This window comes from Streptomyces solicamelliae (genome assembly GCF_045348655.1).
Classification (GTDB): Bacteria; Actinomycetota; Actinomycetes; order Streptomycetales; family Streptomycetaceae; genus Streptomyces; species Streptomyces solicamelliae.
Genome location: NZ_CP160404.1, coordinates 5793682 through 5813504 on the forward strand (window position 1 = coordinate 5793682; position 19823 = coordinate 5813504).

18 protein-coding genes are annotated in these 19823 nt (G+C 71.2%); 11 read left to right on the top strand and 7 right to left on the bottom strand.

Annotated elements, in window-relative coordinates; all coding sequences use genetic code 11:
* Nucleotides 1-11: 11 nt before the first annotated feature.
* On the top strand, nt 12-1688 hold the full coding sequence (locus tag ABZO31_RS26720) for an AMP-binding protein (protein WP_406863840.1): 1677 nt from the start codon (nt 12-14) through the stop codon (nt 1686-1688).
* Nucleotides 1685-3298: an AMP-binding protein gene (locus ABZO31_RS26725; protein ID WP_406863841.1), complete on the top strand. Its 1614-nt coding sequence runs from the start codon at nt 1685-1687 to the stop codon at nt 3296-3298. Before ABZO31_RS26720 ends, ABZO31_RS26725 begins: the two co-directional genes overlap by 4 nt.
* Here the strand turns inward: ABZO31_RS26725 and ABZO31_RS26730 are convergent.
* The 3 genes from ABZO31_RS26730 to ABZO31_RS26740 all read right to left on the bottom strand — a co-directional run bounded on the left by ABZO31_RS26730 (nt 3295) and on the right by ABZO31_RS26740 (nt 5649).
* The gene (locus ABZO31_RS26730; protein WP_406863842.1) at nt 3295-3825 is read right to left on the bottom strand and encodes a GNAT family N-acetyltransferase; all 531 of its coding nucleotides are present in this window, start codon (nt 3823-3825) and stop codon (nt 3295-3297) included. The two genes, ABZO31_RS26725 and ABZO31_RS26730, sit on opposite strands and share 4 nt — an antisense overlap.
* 139 nt (nt 3826-3964) lie before the next feature.
* On the bottom strand, nt 3965-4825 hold the full coding sequence (locus ABZO31_RS26735) for a TIGR04222 domain-containing membrane protein (RefSeq protein WP_406863843.1): 861 nt from the start codon (nt 4823-4825) through the stop codon (nt 3965-3967).
* 101 nt (nt 4826-4926) lie between these two features.
* On the bottom strand, nt 4927-5649 hold the full coding sequence (locus tag ABZO31_RS26740) for a hypothetical protein (protein ID WP_406865478.1): 723 nt from the start codon (nt 5647-5649) through the stop codon (nt 4927-4929).
* Between the two features lie 232 nt (nt 5650-5881).
* On the opposite strand from ABZO31_RS26740, the gene gcl reads away from it, so the two are divergent.
* Nucleotides 5882-7660, top strand: coding sequence for a glyoxylate carboligase (gene gcl / locus ABZO31_RS26745; protein WP_406865479.1), 1779 nt, complete (start codon nt 5882-5884; stop codon nt 7658-7660).
* Between the two features lie 72 nt (nt 7661-7732).
* Here the strand turns inward: gcl and ABZO31_RS26750 are convergent, their stop codons facing one another.
* Complete coding sequence (locus tag ABZO31_RS26750) at nt 7733-8704, bottom strand: transcriptional regulator (protein WP_406863844.1); 972 nt, start codon at nt 8702-8704, stop codon at nt 7733-7735.
* Nucleotides 8705-8763: 59 nt separating this feature from the next.
* Here ABZO31_RS26750 and ABZO31_RS26755 point away from each other — a divergent pair, with 59 nt between their 5' ends.
* The gene (locus ABZO31_RS26755; RefSeq protein ID WP_406863845.1) at nt 8764-10026 is read left to right on the top strand and encodes an MFS transporter; all 1263 of its coding nucleotides are present in this window, start codon (nt 8764-8766) and stop codon (nt 10024-10026) included.
* A 245-nt stretch (nt 10027-10271) separates the two neighbouring features.
* On the opposite strand, the gene ABZO31_RS26760 is transcribed toward ABZO31_RS26755, so the two are convergent.
* The 3 genes from ABZO31_RS26760 to ABZO31_RS26770 form a co-directional block, all read right to left on the bottom strand.
* Nucleotides 10272-11726 (bottom strand): catalase, encoded by a 1455-nt coding sequence (locus ABZO31_RS26760; RefSeq protein ID WP_406865480.1) that lies wholly within the window; start codon nt 11724-11726, stop codon nt 10272-10274.
* Between the two features lie 198 nt (nt 11727-11924).
* Entirely contained in the window at nt 11925-12815 is an 891-nt protein-coding gene (locus ABZO31_RS26765) for a 2-hydroxy-3-oxopropionate reductase (RefSeq protein ID WP_406863846.1), read from the bottom strand.
* A 41-nt stretch (nt 12816-12856) separates the two neighbouring features.
* Entirely contained in the window at nt 12857-13690 is an 834-nt protein-coding gene (locus ABZO31_RS26770; protein ID WP_406863847.1) for a TIM barrel protein, read from the bottom strand.
* A gap of 244 nt (nt 13691-13934) precedes the next feature.
* Here ABZO31_RS26770 and ABZO31_RS26775 point away from each other — a divergent pair, with 244 nt between their 5' ends.
* The 7 genes from ABZO31_RS26775 (at nt 13935) to ABZO31_RS26805 (ending at nt 19823) form a co-directional block, all read left to right on the top strand.
* Nucleotides 13935-14189, top strand: coding sequence for a hypothetical protein (locus ABZO31_RS26775; protein ID WP_406863848.1), 255 nt, complete (start codon nt 13935-13937; stop codon nt 14187-14189).
* A 44-nt stretch (nt 14190-14233) separates the two neighbouring features.
* Nucleotides 14234-14572, top strand: coding sequence for a helix-turn-helix domain-containing protein (locus ABZO31_RS26780; protein ID WP_406865481.1), 339 nt, complete (start codon nt 14234-14236; stop codon nt 14570-14572).
* Nucleotides 14573-14728: 156 nt separating this feature from the next.
* Nucleotides 14729-15238 carry a 2-oxo-4-hydroxy-4-carboxy-5-ureidoimidazoline decarboxylase gene (gene uraD / locus ABZO31_RS26785; protein WP_406863849.1) on the top strand — a complete coding sequence of 170 codons (510 nt, stop codon included), beginning with the start codon at nt 14729-14731 and terminating at the stop codon, nt 15236-15238.
* Complete coding sequence (gene uraH / locus ABZO31_RS26790) at nt 15238-15636, top strand: hydroxyisourate hydrolase (RefSeq protein ID WP_406863850.1); 399 nt, start codon at nt 15238-15240, stop codon at nt 15634-15636. The genes uraD and uraH overlap by 1 nt, the downstream gene beginning before the upstream one ends.
* A gap of 5 nt (nt 15637-15641) precedes the next feature.
* Nucleotides 15642-16565, top strand: coding sequence for a factor-independent urate hydroxylase (gene pucL / locus ABZO31_RS26795; protein WP_406863851.1), 924 nt, complete (start codon nt 15642-15644; stop codon nt 16563-16565).
* Nucleotides 16566-16666: 101 nt separating this feature from the next.
* Nucleotides 16667-18058 carry an 8-oxoguanine deaminase gene (locus ABZO31_RS26800; RefSeq protein ID WP_406863852.1) on the top strand — a complete coding sequence of 464 codons (1392 nt, stop codon included), beginning with the start codon at nt 16667-16669 and terminating at the stop codon, nt 18056-18058.
* Between the two features lie 415 nt (nt 18059-18473).
* Entirely contained in the window at nt 18474-19823 is a 1350-nt protein-coding gene (locus ABZO31_RS26805) for a nucleobase:cation symporter-2 family protein (protein ID WP_406865482.1), read from the top strand.

Consider the following 19823-nt stretch of genomic DNA (forward strand, 5'->3'; position numbering starts at 1 on the left):
GAGGAGGACGCATGTCGGAACGCAGCGAGACGACGAGGTTCCGGGCCGCCCGGGACTTCCTGCTGCAGCACCGCGAGGACTACGAGACCGCGTACGAGGGCTTCGCCTGGCCCCGGCTCGGCAGCTTCAACTGGGCGCTCGACTGGTTCGACGTCATCGCCCGGGACAACGACCGCACCGCGCTGCACATCGTCGAGGAGGACGGCAGCGAGGTCCGGCGGAGCTTCGCGGAGCTGTCCGAGACCTCCGACCGGGTCGCGAACTGGCTCCGCGGGCTCGGCGTCCGCCCCGGCGACCGGATCGTCGTCATGCTGGGCAACCAGGTCGAGCTGTGGGAGACCGCGCTCGCCGCGATGAAGCTGCGCGCCGTCGTCATCCCCGCGACCCCGCTGCTCGGCCCCGCCGACCTGCGGGACCGCGTGGAGCGAGGCCGGGCCCGGCACGTGATCGTGCGGAGCGAGGACACGGCCAAGTTCGCCGAGGTGCCGGGGAACTACACCCCGATCGCGGTCGGCGAGCGCGTCGCGGACTGGATCGCGTACGAGGAGGCGTACGGCGCCTGCGCGCCGTTCGAGCCCACCGGCGTCACCCAGGGCGACGACACGCTGATGCTGTACTTCACCTCCGGCACCACCGCCCGCCCCAAGCTCGTCGAGCACACCCACACCTCGTACCCCGTGGGCCACCTGGCCACCATGTACTGGATCGGGCTCAAGCCCGGCGACGTGCACCTCAACATCTCCTCGCCCGGCTGGGCCAAGCATGCCTGGTCCAACCTGTTCGCCCCCTGGAACGCCGAGGCGACCGTCTTCATCCACAACTACACGCGCTTCGACCCGGCCCGCCTCATGGCCGAGATGGACCGCAACGGAGTCACCAGCTTCTGCGCCCCGCCGACCGTGTGGCGGATGCTGATCCAGGCCGATCTGACACTGCTCGCGACGCCGCCGCGCGAGGTCGTCGCGGCCGGCGAACCCCTCAACCCCGAGGTCATCGAGGCCGTGCGGCGCTCCTGGGGCGTCACCATCCGGGACGGCTTCGGCCAGACCGAGACGGCCGTCCAGGTGTCCAACAGCCCCGGTCAGCGGCTCAAGGAAGGCTCCATGGGCAGGCCGAGCCCCGGCTTCCGGGTGGAGCTGCTCGACCCCGTCACCGGCAAGCCGGGCGCGCAGGAGGGCGAGATCTCGCTCGACCTGTCCGCCGATCCGGTCGGCCTGATGACCGGCTACCACGGCGACCCGGAGCGCACCGCCGAGGCGATGGCCGGCGGCTACTACCGCACCGGCGACATCGGCTCCCGCGACGACGACGGCTACATCACGTACATCGGGCGCGCCGACGACGTCTTCAAGGCCTCCGACTACAAGATCAGTCCCTTCGAGCTGGAGAGCGCGCTGCTCGAGCACGAGGCGGTCGCGGAGGCGGCGGTCGTGCCCGCGCCCGATCCGCTGCGGCTCGCCGTGCCGAAGGCGTACGTGGTGCTCGCGGCCGGCTGGGAGCCGGGACCGGAGACCGCGAAGGCGCTGTTCGCGCACTCGCGCGCGGTGCTCGCCCCGTACAAGCGGATCCGGAAGCTGGAGTTCGCGGACCTGCCGAAGACCGTGTCCGGCAAGATCCGCCGGATCGAGCTGCGGGAGCGCACCGCCGAGGGCGGGGGCGTCGAATTCGACGAGGGGGAGCTGCGATGAGCCGGATTCCTGCGACTGTGTCCTACGCGCACGGCACCAGCGGGACCGCGCTGCTCGCCGACACCATCGGCGCCAACCTCGACCGGGCCGTCGCCGCCTGGCCCGACCGGGAGGCTCTGGTCGACGTGCCGTCCGGGCGCCGCTGGACGTACGCGCAGTTCGGCGCGGACGTCGACGAGCTGGCGGACGCGCTGCTCGCGAGCGGGGTGGCGAAGGGCGACCGGGTCGGGATCTGGGCGGTCAACTGCCCGGAGTGGGTGCTCTTCCAGTACGCCACCGCCCGGATCGGCGCGATCATGGTGAACATCAACCCGGCCTACCGCGCCCACGAGCTGGCGTACGTGCTGCGGCAGGCCGGGATCACCTTCCTGGTCGCCTCGCTCGCGCACAAGACCAGCGACTACCGGGCGCTCGTCGACCACGTGCGCGGCGACTGCCCGCGGTTGCGGGAGGTCGTGTACATCGGCGACGCGAGCTGGGACGCGCTCGTCGCCCGCGCGGCCGACGTCGGCGAGCTGCGGCCGGCCGCGCTGAGCTGCGACGAGCCGGTCAACATCCAGTACACCTCGGGCACGACCGGCTTCCCGAAGGGCGCCACCCTCTCCCACCACAACATCCTCAACAACGGCTATTTCGTGGGCGAGATGATCGCCTACACCGAGCAGGACCGGGTCTGCATCCCGGTGCCCTTCTACCACTGCTTCGGCATGGTGATGGGCAACCTGGCGGCCACCTCGCACGGCGCGTGCATGGTCATCCCCGCGCCGTCCTTCGACCCGGCCGCCACGCTGCGCGCCGTCGAGCAGGAGCGCTGCACCTCGCTGTACGGCGTGCCGACGATGTTCATCGCCGAGCTGAACCTGCCCGACTTCGCCTCGTACGACCTGTCCTCGCTGCGCACCGGCATCATGGCGGGTTCGCCGTGCCCGGTGGAGGTGATGAAGCGGGTGGTCGCCGAGATGAACATGGCCGAGGTGTCGATCTGCTACGGCATGACCGAGACCTCGCCGGTCTCCACGCAGACCCGGCGCGACGACGACCTGGAGCGCCGCACCGGCACCGTCGGCCGCACGATGCCGCACGTCGAGGTGAAGATCGTCGACCCGGCGACCGGCATCACCGTCCCGCGCGGCGAGGCGGGGGAGCTGTGCACCCGCGGCTACAGCGTGATGCTCGGCTACTGGGACGAGCCCGAGCGCACCGCCGAGGCGATCGACTCCGGGCGCTGGATGCACACCGGCGACCTCGCGGTGATGCGGGAGGACGGGTACGTCCAGATCGTCGGGCGGATCAAGGACATGATCATCCGGGGTGGGGAGAACGTGTACCCGCGGGAGATCGAGGAGTTCCTGTACGCCCACGAGAAGATCGCGGACGTGCAGGTGGTGGGCGTGCCGGACGAGAAGTACGGCGAGGAGATCCTCGCCTGTGTGATCCCGCGGGATCCGGCCGACCCGCCCACCCTGGAGGAGCTCACCGCCTTCTGCCGGGACCGGCTCGCGCACTACAAGGTCCCGCGGCGGGTGGAGATCCTGACCGACTTCCCGATGACGGTGAGCGGCAAGGTGCGGAAGATCGAGCTCCGGGAGCGGTACGGGACGGCCGGCTAGCCCCCGCGCTGGGCGGGTACGAGGTCGCGCCGCATGCAGACGCGGGGCCAGACGTCCAGGCCGTGCGCGGCCTCGGCGCGGCGGATCTCCCGCAGCCCGTCGGTCAGTTCGGCCTCCGCGAGGGTGCGGAAGCCGAGCCGGGCGTAGTACGGGGCGTTCCACGGCACGTCCGTGAACGTGGTGAGGGTCAGCGCCGTCAGGCCCTGCGCCGCGGCGTCGGCGGCCACGTGCTCGATGAGCGCCCGGCCGATGCCGCGCCGGGCCGCCGCGGGGTGGACGGAGACCTGCTCGATGTGCGCCGCGCCGTCCACGGTGTCCACGAGCAGGTACGCCACGGGGCCCGCGCCCCCGTCCGGCTCCGCGACCCAGGCCCGGCCCGCCGCGCGGTAGCTCTCCAGGACGTCCGTCGGGAGGGGGTCGTCCTCGGCGATCTCCGTCATCCCGAGCGAGCGGAAGGGCTCGCCGGCGGCGCGTTCGATGTCCTGGAGCAGCGGGAGTTCGGCGGAAGAGGCCGGGCGGATGCGCATGGGTCGAGTATCGCGCCGGAGACCGCCGACGGGCAGGCGCATTTCACCGGCCGGCCGACGGGTGGCCGGTCGTCGTCGGCCGCTGCGGCGGTGGTGCGGCGGTGGTGCGGGCCCTCGCCGCCCGCGGTGCGGGCCGTCGTCAGTCGCCTCCGCCTCCGCCGCAGCTCGCCCCGTGGTCGCCGCCCTCGCCGAGTTCCCGGTACGCGCGCAGGTGCAGCTTGGGGACGGCGTGGACGCGCTTCCACGGCAGGCCGTCGTCCGGGTTGCCGCGGCCCCCGCCGAGCAGGCCGCCGTCGCGGGCGAAGTGCGGGTAGAAGAGGGCGAGCGCGGCGTCGCCGTACAGGGCCACGTACAGCTGGATCCGCTCCGCCGTCCCCGTCTCGCCGGTCGCCGCGCGGCGGTGTGCGGGCAGCGGGTGGCGGGCCCGCTCGGCGGCCAGGGCGCGCCGGGCCTCGGCGGTGGTGGGCGGCACCCGCCAGAGGAGTACCGCGACCGGCGCCGTCACGGCGGCGAGCACGTAGGGCAGCGGGGTGGCGTCGCCGCGCAGGGTGATCACGGCGAGGCCGGCGGCCGGCGTGACCGGTACCAGGGCGAGCAGCATGCGGGCAGCGCGCCAGCGGCCGGGGCTGCGCAGCAGGCCGGCCAGGCCCAGCTCGGCGCGGAGCGCGTCGACGGCCTGCCGGGTGCGGGGCCGGTTCACCAGGGCGCCGATGCCGATGGCGCGGTGCAGGGAGGCGTGCACCCCGCGCTGGAGCGGGTCGCGGGTGGCGCCGGGTCCGCCGTTGGCGCGAATCGTGCGGCGCCGGGCGGCGGCGACCGCGCCGCGCTGGTGCAGGGCGACGAGCGCGACGGTGACGGCGGCCCGGTTGCCGCCGCGCAGCAGCGCGAGCGCGGAGGGCGCGAGTTTCGTGGGCCTGGCCCGGCCGGCGCGCAGCAGCGCCCCCGCGATCAGCAGCTGCGCGAAGGCCGTACCGATGCACCACCACATCACCGTCGGCATTTCAACCACCCCCAGGAGTGATGTGCCCGGGGGAGGGGGCTCGTCACCCGCGAATGGCCGGATTCAGAGCTGGATTTGAGGTTTTGGGCAGCCGCTCGCGCTCAGGGCCGCTGCAGGGCCTCGGCGTGGGTGTTGAGGGGCTGCGGAGTGCCGGTGAGGTCGACGACGAAGAGGGCGACGCCGACGTCCTCGGCGCACGACCGGGCGTCCGGCGCGTACCCGGCGAGCGCGAACACCGCCCCGGCGGACGAGGTGCTCAGCCCGTTGAGCCAGAGGCATTCGACGGCCCGCAGCTCGACCGGCCGGGTCGTGGCGTCGACGTGGGCGACGAGGCCGGGGCCGCGCAGATCGACGCCGTCGGCGAGCCGCTCCTCGGGTCGTACGACGTCCCGGAAGCCGAGCCACCGCAGGTAGTGGGCGGCGGCGTCGACGGCGTCCCGGGCGGTCCTGATCGTCACCGGCCGGTACGGCTCCCGCGCCGCGTCCGGGGCGGGGACCGGCGCGGGCCGGGGGATCCGCCGGGTCGGGCCGGTCTCCGGGGAGGGCGTGGGCTGCACGGGGTCCAGGGGCCGTACCCGTACCCGCAGCACCGTCCCGCAGGGGCACCCCAGCTCGGGCTGGGGCCAGTCGGCCTCGCGCCGGCAGGCCCCGCAGCGGACCCTGACCCACTCGTCCGCCCAGCTGCGGTGCGTCACGGGCTCCCCGGGCGCCCCGGGGACGAGCGGCGGCACCACGGGGGCGCCGCAGACGCAGGGGTACGCGGGCGGGGTGTACGGGTGCGTCGTGCGGCACTCCGGACACTCCACCCGCACCGTTTCGGACACGTCCACCCGCCCCCGCCCCCTCGTCCCCGCTCCCCGGCGCCGGTCCGCCGTCCCGCGTCCCATCGTCCCCCAGGAGGTCGCCGCGGGGGGCCGCTTCGGGACTCCCTTGACGACTCTCAGGCGCCGCGCCTACATTGCTTCCGTATAGCAGAACAGTATTTCCGCATTACGGAAACGACCGGAAACGGATCCCGTCTCCGCCTGGCCGAAGCAGGAGCACTCCATGCCCCGTATGACCGCCGCCGCAGCGGCCGTTGAGATCCTCAAGCGCGAAGGCGTCACCAACGCGTTCGGTGTGCCCGGCGCGGCCATCAACCCCTTCTACCGCGAGCTCAAGAACGTCGGCGGCATCAGCCACACGCTGGCCCGCCACGTCGAGGGCGCGTCCCACATGGCCGAGGGCTACACCCGCGCCGAGGCCGGCAACATCGGTGTCTGCATCGGCACCTCCGGCCCCGCGGGCACCGACATGATCACCGGTCTGTACTCCGCGATCGCGGACTCGATCCCGATCCTGTGCATCACCGGTCAGGCCCCGGTCTCGAAGCTCCACAAGGAGGACTTCCAGGCCGTCGACATCGCCACCATCGCCAAGCCGGTCACCAAGGCCGCGACGACCGTCCTGGAGGCCGCGCAGGTCCCCGGCGTCTTCCAGCAGGCCTTCCACCTGATGCGCTCCGGCCGCCCCGGCCCGGTCCTCATCGACCTGCCGATCGACGTCCAGCTCACCGAGATCGACTTCGACCCGGAGACCTACGAGCCGCTGCCGGTCTACAAGCCGACCGCGACCCGCGCCCAGGCCGAGAAGGCCCTGAGCTTCCTCCTCGAGTCGGAGCGTCCGCTGATCGTCGCCGGCGGCGGCATCATCAACGCCGACGCCTCCGACCTGCTGGTCGAGTTCGCCGAGCTGATCAACGTCCCGGTCATCTCCACCCTGATGGGTTGGGGCACCATCCCGGACGACCACGAGCTGGCCGCCGGCATGGTCGGCGTCCAGACCGCGCACCGCTACGGCAACGCGACCTTCCTCGAGTCGGACTTCGTCCTGGGCATCGGCAACCGCTGGGCCAACCGCCACACCGGCTACAACATGGACGCCTACACCCAGGGCCGGAAGTTCGTCCACGTCGACATCGAGCCGACCCAGCTGGGCAAGATCTTCGCCCCGGACTACGGCGTCGCCTCCGACGCCAAGGCCGCCCTGGAGCTCTTCGTCGAGATCGCCAGGGAGTGGAAGGCCGCGGGCACGCTCCCGGACTTCTCCGCCTGGGCCGCGTCCGCGCAGGAGCGCAAGGCCACCCTGCAGCGCCGCACGCACTTCGACAACGTCCCGATCAAGCCGCAGCGCGTGTACGAGGAGATGAACAAGGCCTTCGGCCCGGAGACGCGCTACGTCACCACCATCGGCCTCTCCCAGATCGCGGCCGCGCAGTTCCTGCACGTCTACAAGCCGCGCCACTGGATCAACTGCGGCCAGGCCGGCCCGCTCGGCTGGACCATCCCGGCCGCCATCGGCGCCGCCACCGCGCAGCCGGAGGTCCCGGTCGTCGCCCTGTCCGGCGACTACGACTTCCAGTTCATGATCGAGGAGCTGGCGGTCGCCGCCCAGCACAAGGTCCCCTACGTCCACGTCCTCGTGAACAACGCCTACCTCGGTCTGATCCGTCAGGCGCAGGGCGGCCTCGGCATCAACTTCGAGGTCAACCTCGAGTTCGAGAACATCAACACCCCGGAGATCGGCGCCTACGGCGTCGACCACGTCAAGGTCGCCGAGGGCCTGGGCGTCAAGGCCATCCGCGTCACCGACCCGGAGAAGCTGGGCGAGGCCTTCGAGCAGGCCAAGAAGCTCGCCGTCGAGCACCAGGTCCCGGTCGTCGTCGAGGCCATCCTGGAGCGCATCACGAACATCGCGATGAGCAAGACGGTCGACATGAGCGACGTCACCGAGTTCGAGGAGCTCGCGACCGAGCCCGGCCACGCGCCGACCGCGATCAAGGCCCTGAAGGTCTGATCCCCCGCCAGGTCACGGCCCTCGCCCCGAAGAGCACCGGGGCGGGGGCCGCTCCGCATTGTGCCGGCGGACTCACCGCTGCGCCCGTACGAGCATCTCCCCGGCCTCCGTCCAGTAGTAGAGGACGGACCGTCCCGAGCGCCGCCGCCGGACCAGCCGGGCGTCGAGCAGCACCTTCAGATGCCGGCCCACCGACCCCAGGCCCTGCCCGGTGAGCGCCACCAACTGGCTCGTGGACTTGGGGGACTCGAGCCGTACGAGCACCCCCGCACGGGCCGTGCCGAGCAGCACCCCCAGGGCCTCCGGCACATTCGGCGCGTCCGGCTCCGTCAGCGTCCCGGAGCAGGGGTAGACGATCGCGGAGCGCTCCGCTCCCTCCCAGGAGACCCAGCCCCGGCTCGGCGTCACGGGCACGAACATCAGCAGACCGCCCTCGGCCGAACGCGGCGGATAATCACGGGCGTTGACCTGCAGTCGGCCGTCGCCGAGCCAGCGCAGCTTCCCCGGGCAGAGCTCGTCGAGCGCCGCCGCCCAGCCGCCCTGGCTCAGCCGCGCGGTCCGGGCGACGACATCGGCCTCCAGGATCCGCCGCCGGCGCGGCCAGGTCGGCAGGACCGTCTCCCGCCACACCCACGTCAGCACCGCCGCCATCCGCTCCGGCAGATCGACCGCCGAGCGCAGCGGCTCCGGCACCGGGCCGCCCAGCGAGAGCGCCAGATCCGCCACGGCCGTGGCCGGGTCGGCGTCGCGGACGGCGGCGATCTCCTCCCCGAAGCCCTGCTCGCCGTCGCCGAGTGGCGTCGGGGTGAGGAAGTCCGCGTTCCAGGTGGGGCCTATCGCGGCCCGGACGAGCAGCGCGTCCATCGGGTCGTGCGCCAACCGGGCCCGGTAGCGGGAGAGATGGGCGCCCAGCCAGATCCGCTCGCCGGGGTCCGCGGCGGACGGGCGGTTCAGCGCCATGAGCGCCGCGATCGTCTCGGTGAGCGGCGACACCATGAAGCGGCTCTTCGCCAGTGCGTCCGCGTCGATCTGCCACCAGCCCATGTTTCGCCTCCCTGCGAAACTCTAACGGCAACGCGCCCTCGCTTCCCAGACTCCCTGGCATGCGCACCTACCGCGAGCTGTTCCGCACACCCGAGTTCACGCCGCTCTTCGTCACCCTGTCCACCCAGATCGCCGCGATGACCGTGGCCGGCCTGGGACTTGCCACGCTCGTGTACCGCGACACCGGGTCGCCGCTGCTCTCCGCGCTCGCCCTGTTCGGCCCCTCGCTCGCCCAAGTCATCGGCGCGACCACGCTGTTGTCGGCCGCGGACCGGCTGCCGCCACGCGCCGCCATCGTGGGTATCGCGCTGCTCTTCGCGCTCGGCACCGCCGTGCAGTCCCTGCCGGGGCTGCCCGTCGCCGCGGTGTTCGTGATGCTCTTCTGCCAGGGCCTGATCGGCTCGGTGGGCGGCGGGGTGCGCATGGGCCTGCTCAACGACATCCTGTCCCGCGAGGGTTACCTGCTCGGCCGCTCGCTGCTCAACATCGCGGTCGGCGTCTGCCAGATCGCCGGCTACGGCGCGGGCGGACTGCTCGTGGCGCTGCTGTCGCCGCGCGGAGCGCTGCTGACCGGCACCGTGCTGTACGTCTGCGCCGCGCTCTGCGCCCGCTTCGGGCTCTCCCGCCGGGCGCCTCGCGCCGCGGGCCGGCCGTCGGTCGCGGAGACCTGGCGGGTCAACCGGCGGCTGTGGTCCGTGCCCGCCCGGCGCCGGATCTACCTGGCGCTGTGGGTGCCCAACGGGCTGATCGTGGGCTGCGAGTCGCTGTTCGTGCCGTACGACTCCGCGCACGCGGCGCTGCTGTTCGGCTGCGCGGCCGCGGGCATGCTGGCCGGCGACCTGACGGTGGGGCGTTTCCTGCCTCAGCGGTGGCGGGGCCGGCTGGCCTCGCCGCTGCAGGTCCTGCTCGCGGCCCCGTTCCTGCTGTTCGCCCTCCGGCCCGCGCTGCCCGTGGCCGCCGTCGCGGTCGCGGTGGCCACGGTGGGGTACGGGGCGAGCCTGCTGTTCCAGGAGCGGCTGATGGCGCTGACGCCGGAGGAGCTGAGCGGTCAGGCGCTGGGGCTGCACTTCTCGGGGATGCTTACCCTGCAGGGCGTGAGCGCCGTACTGGCCGGCGTGCTGGCGCAGCACACGTCGGTGCCGACGGCGATGGCGGTGCTCGCCGGGCTCTCGCTGGCGGTCACGGCCGCGCTCGCGCACGCAGAAGAGCGCGGAACCAGGGACCGTAAACCTGGTTCCGCGCTCTTGCTGGTGACCGCCCGACGGAGCGAGGCTGGCGCGACAGGACGTTCGCACCGCCGGGCGGAGTCTTCGGAGTCGTGAGACTCGTACAAGCGGTGAGGCAGTCGGGACCGCGGCGACGGCGACGGGCTCCCCCGTTCCCCTTCCTTCAGGTCAAGAAGGGGGCGACGGGCCCTTACCACCGCACTGGCTCGCACGCCGCCGCGGTCCTCAAGCCGTCCGGTTCCCGACCACCCCTCATCCGGGCCGGGATCCGGACTGCGCACGGAACATGACCTCCCGTCAGGTCCCGTACGCGGTCTGGGTGTTGCTCAGGCGGAGACGGATCAGTCGCGCAGGGCGCGGACCGCCTCCTCGACGCGCTTGCCGTAGTCCGCGTCGGCGGCGGCGAAGTGCGCGAGGTTCTTCTCGATGACGTCGTCGCGGGAGACCTGCGCGAGACCGCCGGCGATGTTGGCGACCAGGCGCTGCTTCTCGTCCTCGGACATCAGCCGGTACAGCTCGCCGGCCTGGAAGAAGTCGTCGTCCTTGGTGTGCTGCGGGGCGGCGTGGGTGCCGGTCCAGCCGTGGATCGCGAGCGGGGCGGAGAGCGCCGCGTCGGTCTGGGCCGGGCCCTGGTACGAGTTGGGCTCGTAGTTCTTGTCGTGACGCGAGCCGTTGCGGGTGGCCATGAGGCCGTCCCGGCCGTAGTTCTGGGCCGTGGTCGCCTTGGGGGCGTTGACCGGCAGCTGGGTGTGGTTGACGCCGAGGCGGTAGCGGTGGGCGTCCGCGTAGGCGAACAGGCGGCCCTGGAGCATCTTGTCCGGCGAGGGGCCGATGCCCGGGACGAAGTTGTTCGGGGAGAACGCGGACTGCTCGACCTCGGCGAAGACGTTGTCCGGGTTGCGGTCGAGGACCATCCGGCCGACGCGCTGCAGCGGGTAGTCGGCGTGCGGCCACACCTTGGTGAGGTCGAACGGGTTGAAGCGGTACTCGGCGGCCTCGGCGGCCGGCATGACCTGCACGTACAGGGTCCAGGAGGGGTACACGCCCCGCTCGATGGACTGCAGCAGGTCGGTCTGGTGCGAGTTGCCGTCGCTGCCGACGAGCTCGGCGGCCTGGTCGGCGGAGAGCGAGCGGACGCCCTGGTTCGTCTTGAAGTGGTACTTGACGAAGAAGGCCTCACCCGCCTCGTTGGTCCACTGGTAGGTGTGCGAGCCGTAGCCGTTCATGTGCCGGTACGAGGCCGGGATGCCGCGGTCGCCCATCAGCCAGGTCACCTGGTGCGTCGCCTCGGGGGCGTGCGCCCAGAAGTCCCAGACGTTGTCCGGCTCCTGACGGCCCGTGAACGGGTCGCGCTTCTGCGAGTGGATGAAGTCGGGGAACTTGATCGGGTCCTTGATGAAGAACACCGGGGTGTTGTTGCCGACGAGGTCGTAGTTGCCCTCCTCGGTGTAGAACTTCACCGCGAAGCCGCGCGGGTCGCGGACCGCGTCCGCGCCGCCGAGCGAGTCGGCCACGGTGGAGAAGCGGATGAACAGCTCCGTCTTCTTGCCGACCTCGCCGAGGAAGTCGGCCTTGGTGTACGCGGTGACGTCGTCGGTGACCTCGAAGTACCCGTACGCGCCGGAGCCGCGGGCGTGCACCACACGCTCCGGGATCCGCTCGCGGTTGAAGCGCGCGAGCTTCTCGAGCAGGTGCTGGTCCTGCAGGAGGAGGGGGCCACCGACGCCGGCGGTGGCGGAGTTCTGGTTGTCGGCGACCGGGGCGCCGGACTCGGTCGTGAGCACGCGCTTCGACATGGAGACCTTCCGTACGGGGAGCTCTGCTGACATCTGCGGGACGGTGCGAGGAGCGTAGATACGCCGCGAACGAGACGTCAACAGTTTGTTGAAAATGAAGGAGGGTGTTCCGGACGGCGGCGGCGCCTGGGCGCGACAGGACAGGTGTCAGCGACACCGCCGCCCGGAAATCTGGGCCCCGTCAGACGGGGTGGCCGATCAGACCTGCTGGCCGGAGAGGCGCTCGACGGCGCGCAGCAGGGCCGAGTGGTCCAGGCCGCCGTCGCCCTGGGCGCGCAGGGAGGCGACGAGCTGGGCGACCACGGCGCCGACCGGGAGGGCCGCGCCGACGTTGCGGGCGGCGTCGGTGACGATGCCCATGTCCTTGTGGTGCAGGTCGATCCGGAAGCCGGGCTTGAAGTCCCGGTTCAGGAAGTTGTCCTTCTTGCGGGTCAGCACGGTCGAGCCGGCCAGACCGCCGTTGAGGACGTCCAGGGCGGCGGTGAGGTCCACGCCGGACTTCTCCAGGAAGACCACGGCCTCGGCGCACGCCTGGATGTTGACCGCGACGATCAGCTGGTTGGCGGCCTTCACCGTCTGGCCGGAGCCGTGCGGGCCGCAGAGCACGATGGTCTTGCCGAGGGCCTCGAGGATCGGCTTGGCCGTCTCGAAGTCGGCCTTCTCGCCGCCGACCATGATGGACAGGACGGCCTCGATGGCGCCCGCCTCGCCGCCGGACACCGGGGCGTCGATGACGCGGATGCCCTTCTCGGCGGCGTTCTTCGCCAGGTCCACGGAGGTCTGCGGGGTGATCGACGACATGTCGATGATCAGCGCGCCCTGCTTGGCGTTCTCCAGGATGCCCTCGGGGCCGTAGGAGATCGCCTCGACCTGCGGGGAGGCCGGCACCATCGTGATGACGACGTCGGCGTCCTTGACGGCCTCGGCGATCGAGCCCGCGGCGGTGCCGCCGGCCGCGGTCAGGCGGTCCAGCTTGTCCTGCTCCAGGGTGAAGCCGGTGACGTCGTAACCCGCCTTGATCAGGTTCTCGGACATGGGGGAGCCCATGATGCCGAGGCCGATCCATGCGATCTTGGGGAGGGTGCTCATGAGGTGCCTCTCAAAACAGGTGGTGCGAAAGGAAGTTGGGGTCAGCGGGCCGCGCGGGCTTCGGCCGGGAGCCACGCGAAGGACGCGGCGGCGTCGGCGGCCTTGTACTCCAGGCCGACCCAGCCGTCGTAACCGGCCTTCTTGAGCTCGTCGAGCAGCTGCTCCAGCGGGAGCGCGCCGGTGCCCGGCGCGCCGCGGCCCGGGTTGTCCGCGATCTGGACGTGGCCGGTCTTGTCCGCGTACTGCGCGATGACCTGGCTGACGTCCTCGCCGTTCATCGACAGGTGGTAGATGTCGAGGAGGAACTTGGCGTTGCCGAGACCGGTGGCCGCGTTCACATTGTCGACGACCTCGATCGCGGCGGGCGCGCTCACCAGCGGGTAGAGCGGCGACTCCGGCTTGTTGAGGGTCTCGACGAGCAGGATCGCGCCGACGCGGTCGGCGGCGCGGGCCGCCAGGACGAGGTTCTCCAGGGCGAGGGAGTCCTGGACCTGCGGGTCCACGCCCTCGACGCGGTTGCCGTAGAGCGCGTTGAGCGCCTTGCAGCCGACCGAGGCGGCGAAGTCCGCGGCCACGTCGATGTTGGCGCGGAAGCGGTCCGACTCCTCACCCGGTACGGAGAGGGCGCCGCGGTCCGGGCCCGGGAGCTGTCCCGCGTAGAAGTTCAGGCCCACGAGCTGGGTGCCGGCGTCGTCGAGCGCCTTCTTGAGGGCGTCGAGCTCGCTCTGCTCGGGCGTGGCGGTGTCGATCCAGGGCCACCACAGCTCGACCGCGGTGAAGCCCGCCGCGGCGGCGGCCGCGGGGCGCTCCAGGAGCGGGAGTTCCGTGAAGAGGATCGACAGGTTCACATCGAAGCGCTGGTCCGTGTATCCCATGAGGGGCGGCGCTCCTTCCGTATTGCGGAAGTAACTTTCTGTCTGACGGAATGTTGCACGGGCGGGCGGCGAGGTGTCAAGGGGGCCTCGCGGGCGGGGCGACCCGCGCGGGGTCGAGCGGAGGGCTCGGGGTGGGCCCTACCGACCGGTCGGGAGGCGCAGGCCGCGGCCTGACGCGGGGGTCTCCCGCCGAGGCCCCGGCGGGAGGCTGCCGCTTCTCGCGCCCCGCCAGTAGCGTGGGGCCATGGTGCGTTTGAGAGTGGAGTTCACGACCGAGCCGTTCGACCTCGACGAGGCGCCGGCGCACGCGGTCGTGGCCCGGGAAGTCATCCAGTCCGCCGAGCTGGACAAGGTCGACGTCGGCCCCTTCGGCAACACCGCGGAGGGTGGCGCCGACCAGGTGCTGACTGCCGTCGACGCGCTGCTGCGCAGGTCGCTGGCGGCCGGCGCCACGCGGGTCTCGCTCCAGGTGAACGTGATCGGGGAGGACGGGCAGTGACCGAACACCCCCTCGTCGCGGCCGTGAAGCCGCTGGTCGACGCCATGGGCGCGGAGATACTGGGTCCCGAGCAGGCCGGGGCGGACGACGTCGTGCTGTCCTGGGAGGGCGAGGACGTCCTCGCCGTACGGCTGCCGCAGCTGTCCGAGTCGCTGGACCACATCCTGGCGGCCATGGAGCGCCGGCACGGCAGGCCGCTGGCGGAGCTGGACCGCAAGACCAAGCAGGAGATGGTCCGCGCCCTGGAGGCGCGGGGTGCCTTCTCGGTGCGGCACGGCGTGGAGACGGTGGCCGGCGCGCTGGGCGTCAGCCGGTTCACCGTCTACAACTACCTGAACAGGGAGACGGCCCTGAGCAGGGAAAAGTCGCCCAAGAGCGACTAGTCGATCATGTTCTGCCACGAGCCGTCGTCCACATGTCGGGACGACGGCTTCTGTGCAAGCAGATTTTCAACAAAGTGTTGACGTGGTGTTGCGGAGGGCGTTAGCTATCCGCAGCCCGTCCGACGCACAGCGAAAAACAGCCACGGAGGCTTTCCCGTGACTTCAGGTACGACACCGGGCCTCAACCGGTTCAACACCTCGGCGGACAGCGACGCCGTCGCGGCCCTGCACGAGGTGTGCTCCAGCTCGGCGTGGGGGAGCAAGCTCCTCGCCCAGCGCCCGTACGCCACCGCCGAAGACCTCTTCCGCGCCAGCGACGCCGCCATGGCCGAACTGACCGCGGAGGACCTCGCCGAGGCGATGGCGGGCCACCCGCCGATCGGTCGTCCGAAGGCCGGGGACCCGACCTCCTCCCGCGAGCAGAGCGGGATGGCCGGGGCCTCCGAACAGCTCAAGGCCGAGATGCTCGAACTCAACCTGGCCTACCAGGACAAGTTCGGCCACGTCTTCCTGATCTGCGCCACCGGCAGGTCCGGTGAGGAGATGCGCGACGCGGTCCGGGAACGGATCGAGAACTCGCCCGAGCGGGAGCGGGAGATCGTCCGCACCGAGCTGGGCAAGATCAACCGGATCCGGCTGACCCGTCTCGTGGAGGAAGAGAACTGATGAGCACGGCAACCACCGCTTCGGTGTCCACGCACATCCTGGACACCAGCATCGGCCGCCCTGCCGAGGGCGTCGCCATCTCCCTGTCGGCCCGTTCGGGCTCGGACAAGGAGTGGACGGCGCTCGGCGGCTCCGCCACCGACGCCGACGGGCGGTGCAAGGACCTGCCGGCCCTGCCGGAGGGCACCACCCACGTACGCCTCGACTTCGCAACCGAGGCGTACTTCCTGAGCAAGCAAGACAAGCAAGCCGAGGCGCAGCAGGACGCCCCCGCGAATCGGGACAGCGGTGCGTTCTTCCCGGAGGTGGCGATCACGTTCGCCGTCGTTCCGGGCGAGCACTACCACGTACCGCTGCTGCTCAACCCGTTCGGCTACTCCGTTTACCGAGGGAGCTAGCAGACATGCCCACGATTCTCGGCCAGAACCAGTACGGCAAAGCAGAGAACCGCGTCGTCAAGATCACGCGGGACGGCGCCACCCACCACATCAAGGACCTGAACGTCTCGGTCTCCCTCTCCGGCGACCTCGACGACGTCCACCTGACCGGCTCCAACGCCAACTGCCTGCCCACCGACACGACCAAGAACACCGTGTACGCCTTCGCCAAGGAGTACGGGATCGAGTCGGCCGAGCAGTTCGGCATCCACCTGGCCCGGCACTTCGTGTCCAGCCAGGAGCCCATCAAGCGGGCCCGGATCCGGATCGAGGAGTACGCCTGGGAGCGCATCGCCGCCTCGGAGGCCAACTCCCGCTTCATCGGCGCCGACGAGGTCGCCCACTCCTTCGTCCGCAAGGGCCAGGAGACCCGGGTCACCCAGATCACGTACGACGGTCAGAACTGGGAGGTCATCTCCGGCCTCAAGGACCTGATCGTCATGAACTCCACCAACTCGGAGTTCTGGGGCTACATCAAGGACAAGTACACGACGCTCCAGGAGGCGTACGACCGCATCCTGGCCACCCAGGTCTCCGGCCGCTGGCGGTTCAACTGGACCGACGACGAGCAGCGGATGCCCAACTGGGAGAAGTCCTACGCCGAGACGAAGAAGCACATGCTGCACGCCTTCGCCGAGACGTACTCGCTCTCCCTGCAGCAGACGCTGTACCAGATGGCCACGCGGATCATCAACCACCGCGCGGAGATCGACGAGGTGCGCTTCTCGCTGCCGAACAAGCACCACTTCCTCGTCGACCTCGAGCCGTTCGGCCTGAAGAACGACAACGAGGTCTACTACGCCGCGGACCGCCCGTACGGCCTGATCGAGGCCACCGTGCTGCGCGACGGCGCCACGGCGCAGATCCCGGTCGACATGACCAACCTGTAAGCGGCACCGAGCAGCGGCCCTGCCCGCCCACCGACGGGCGGGGCCGCCGCCCAGGGCTCTGCCGTGCCCATCCGCCCTCCTCGCATGAAGGAAGCACCGTCATGGCAGCACCTTCGGCAGCGCCCCCACGCCTCGTCGTCGAGAACGCGGCGATCGCCACCGTCGACGCGCACGACACCGAGTACGCCTCCGGCCACCTCGTCGTCGCCGGCAACCGGATCGAGTCCCTCGGCCCCGGCCGGGCCCCCCAGGGGCTGGAGAACGTGGTCCGCCGGATCGACGCGACCGGCCACCTGATCACGCCCGGCCTGGTCAACACGCACCACCACTTCTACCAGTGGATCACCCGCGGACTGGCCACCGACCACAACCTGTTCGACTGGCTCGTGGCCCTCTACCCGACCTGGGCACGGATCGACGAGTCGATGGTCCGGACCGCCGCGCAGGGCTCGCTCGCGATGATGGCCCGCGGCGGCGTCACCACCGCCATGGACCACCACTACGTGTATCCGCGGGGCTCGGGCGACCTGTCCGGCGCGATCATCGGCGCGGCCCGGGACATGGGCGTCCGCTTCACCCTGGCCCGCGGCTCCATGGACCGCAGCGTGAAGGACGGCGGTCTGCCGCCGGACTTCGCCGTCGAGACCACCGAGGGCGCGCTCGCCGCGACCGAGGAGACCGTCCGGCAGCACCACGATCCCTCCTTCGACGCGATGACGCAGGTGGCCGTGGCCCCCTGCTCCCCGTTCTCCATCTCCACCGAACTGCTGCGCGAGGGCGCGGCGCTCGGCCGCCGGCTCGGCGTGCGCATGCACACCCACGGCTCGGAGACGGTCGAGGAGGAGAAGTTCTGCCACGAGCTCTTCGGCATGGGCCCGACGGACTACTTCGAGTCCACCGGCTTCCTCGGCGAGGACGTGTGGATGGCGCACTGCGTCCACATGAACGACTCCGACATCGCCGCCTTCGCCCGCACCGGCACCGGTGTGGCGCACTGCCCGTCGTCCAACGCCCGCCTGGCCGCCGGCATCGCCCGGGTCCCGGACATGCTCCGGGCCGGCGTCCCCGTCGGCCTCGGCGTCGACGGCACCGCGTCGAACGAGTCCGGCGAACTGCACACCGAACTGCGCAACGCGCTCCTGATCAACCGGCTCGGCGCCCACCGCGAGGCCGCGCTCACCGCCCGCCAGGCGCTGCGCCTCGGCACGTACGGTGGCGCGCAGGTCCTCGGGCGCGCGGACAGCATCGGCTCCCTGGAACCGGGCAAGCTGGCCGACTTCGTGCTCTGGAAGGTCGACGGCCTCGGCCACTCCTCGATCGCCGACCCGGTCTCGGCGCTCGTACTCGGTGCCGCGGCCCCCGTGACCGCCTCGTTCGTCGACGGCCGTCAGATCGTCGAGCTGGGCCGGCTGCTGTTCGCGGACGAGGAGCAGATCGCCCGCGACGCGCGCGCCGAGGCGCGGCGCCTGGCCCGGATCACGGCCCAGGGCTGAACCAAGGATTTCCACGGCCCTTCCCGGGTCGTGGAGGCAGCGTCCGGTCGAGGGGGACGGCCCTCGACCGGTCGGCCACGGACCCGAGCGGGGCCCGTGGCAGCCGGACGGGGAGCGTCCGTACCGCCATCGGTGCGGCGCTCCCCGGACGGTCACCCCCCACCGCCGTACCGCTCGCTCCACCCGCCGTGTGCTCCCCCTCGTCACGCGGACCGCACCACACCTCATGAGCCGCACCCGTGAGGCGCACCACTGCACCACCAGCACCACCCTCCCTGAAACCTGCGTCACCGCCGACGTGTAATCGACCGGAGGAACCGCCGTGGCCGCTGAGCCCCAGGTTCACAATGCAGACAGCGCCGAACCCGCCGACCGGAGCAAGCATCCGGTCGACGAGACCCTGCCCCCTTTGAAGATGCTCACCAGTGGCCTCCAGCACGTGGCCGCGATGTACGCGGGCGTGGTGGCCCCGCCCCTCATCGTCGGAGCGGCCGTGGGCCTGTCCGGCGCCGAGCTGACGTTCCTCACCGGAGCCAGCCTCTTCACCGCCGGACTCGCCACCTTCCTGCAGACGCTCGGCGTCTGGAAGATCGGCGCCCGGCTGCCGTTCGTCAACGGCGTCACCTTCGCCGGCGTCGCGCCGATGCTGGCGATCGTCGACACCACCGACGACAAGGCCGACGCCCTCCCGATCATCTTCGGCGCGATCATCGTCGCCGGACTGCTCGGCTTCATAGCCGCCCCCTACTTCTCGAAACTGGTCCGCTTCTTCCCGCCGGTCGTGACCGGCACGGTGATCACGCTGATCGGCGTCTCGCTGCTGCCCGTCGCCTTCGGCTGGGCCCAGGGGCCCAACCCCAAGGCAGAGGACTACGGGTCGACCACCTATCTGACGCTCGCCGCGATCACCCTCGTGGTGGTGCTGGTGCTGCGCCGCTTCACCACCGGCTTCCTCAAGCAGATCGCCGTACTCGTCGGCCTGGTCATCGGCACCGTCATCGCCGTCCCCTTCGGTGTCACCGACTTCAGCCCGGTCATCGAGGCGGACATCGTCGGCTTCCCGACCCCGTTCCACTTCGGCGCCCCGCAGTTCGCGCTCGCCGCGATCATCTCCATGTGCGTCGTGATGCTCGTGTCGATGACCGAGTCGACCGCGGACATGCTCGCCCTCGGCGAGATCGTCGACCGGCCGGCCGACGAGAAGACCATCGCCGCCGGACTGCGCGCCGACACTCTCGGCTCCGCGATCAGCCCGCTGTTCAACGGCTTCATGTGCAGCGCGTTCGCGCAGAACATCGGCCTGGTCGCGATGACGAAGATCCGCAGCCGGTTCGTGGTCGCCTGCGGCGGCGGCTTCCTGGTCCTGATGGGTCTGTCGCCGGTGGCCGCCTCGCTGATCTCGGTCGTGCCGCGGCCGGTGCTCGGCGGCGCGGGCGTCGTCCTGTTCGGATCGGTCGCCGCCAGCGGCATCCAGACGCTGGTGAAGGCCGGCCTGGAGAAGGACAACAACGTCCTGATCGTGGCCGTCTCGCTCGCGGTCGGCATCATCCCGATCACGGTGCCGGAGTTCTACCACGCGTTCCCGGAGACCGCGAAGATCATCCTGGACTCGGGCATCTCCACCGGCTGTGTCGCGGCGGTGCTGCTGAACCTGGTCTTCAACCACATCGGCAACAACCGGGACGACGACCAGGTCACCGCGCCCATGGAGCCGGGCGAGGAGATCTCCGGCACGGCCACCGCGAAGGCGGCGCACGCGCATTGA

Coding starts and splice junctions, on each gene's coding strand:
- ABZO31_RS26750 (WP_406863844.1), bottom strand. CDS start 8,704: ATGGGCTGGTGGCAGATCGACGCGGACGCACTGGCGAAGAGCCGCTTC.
- ABZO31_RS26765 (WP_406863846.1), bottom strand. CDS start 12,815: ATGAGCACCCTCCCCAAGATCGCATGGATCGGCCTCGGCATCATGGGC.
- ABZO31_RS26805 (WP_406865482.1), top strand. CDS start 18,474: ATGCTCACCAGTGGCCTCCAGCACGTGGCCGCGATGTACGCGGGCGTG.
- ABZO31_RS26800 (WP_406863852.1), top strand. CDS start 16,667: ATGGCAGCACCTTCGGCAGCGCCCCCACGCCTCGTCGTCGAGAACGCG.
- pucL (WP_406863851.1), top strand. CDS start 15,642: ATGCCCACGATTCTCGGCCAGAACCAGTACGGCAAAGCAGAGAACCGC.
- uraH (WP_406863850.1), top strand. CDS start 15,238: ATGAGCACGGCAACCACCGCTTCGGTGTCCACGCACATCCTGGACACC.
- ABZO31_RS26735 (WP_406863843.1), bottom strand. CDS start 4,825: ATGCCGACGGTGATGTGGTGGTGCATCGGTACGGCCTTCGCGCAGCTG.
- ABZO31_RS26775 (WP_406863848.1), top strand. CDS start 13,935: ATGGTGCGTTTGAGAGTGGAGTTCACGACCGAGCCGTTCGACCTCGAC.
- ABZO31_RS26760 (WP_406865480.1), bottom strand. CDS start 11,726: ATGTCGAAGCGCGTGCTCACGACCGAGTCCGGCGCCCCGGTCGCCGAC.
- gcl (WP_406865479.1), top strand. CDS start 5,882: ATGACCGCCGCCGCAGCGGCCGTTGAGATCCTCAAGCGCGAAGGCGTC.
- ABZO31_RS26780 (WP_406865481.1), top strand. CDS start 14,234: ATGGGCGCGGAGATACTGGGTCCCGAGCAGGCCGGGGCGGACGACGTC.
- ABZO31_RS26770 (WP_406863847.1), bottom strand. CDS start 13,690: ATGGGATACACGGACCAGCGCTTCGATGTGAACCTGTCGATCCTCTTC.
- ABZO31_RS26720 (WP_406863840.1), top strand. CDS start 12: ATGTCGGAACGCAGCGAGACGACGAGGTTCCGGGCCGCCCGGGACTTC.
- ABZO31_RS26725 (WP_406863841.1), top strand. CDS start 1,685: ATGAGCCGGATTCCTGCGACTGTGTCCTACGCGCACGGCACCAGCGGG.
- ABZO31_RS26730 (WP_406863842.1), bottom strand. CDS start 3,825: ATGCGCATCCGCCCGGCCTCTTCCGCCGAACTCCCGCTGCTCCAGGAC.
- ABZO31_RS26755 (WP_406863845.1), top strand. CDS start 8,764: ATGCGCACCTACCGCGAGCTGTTCCGCACACCCGAGTTCACGCCGCTC.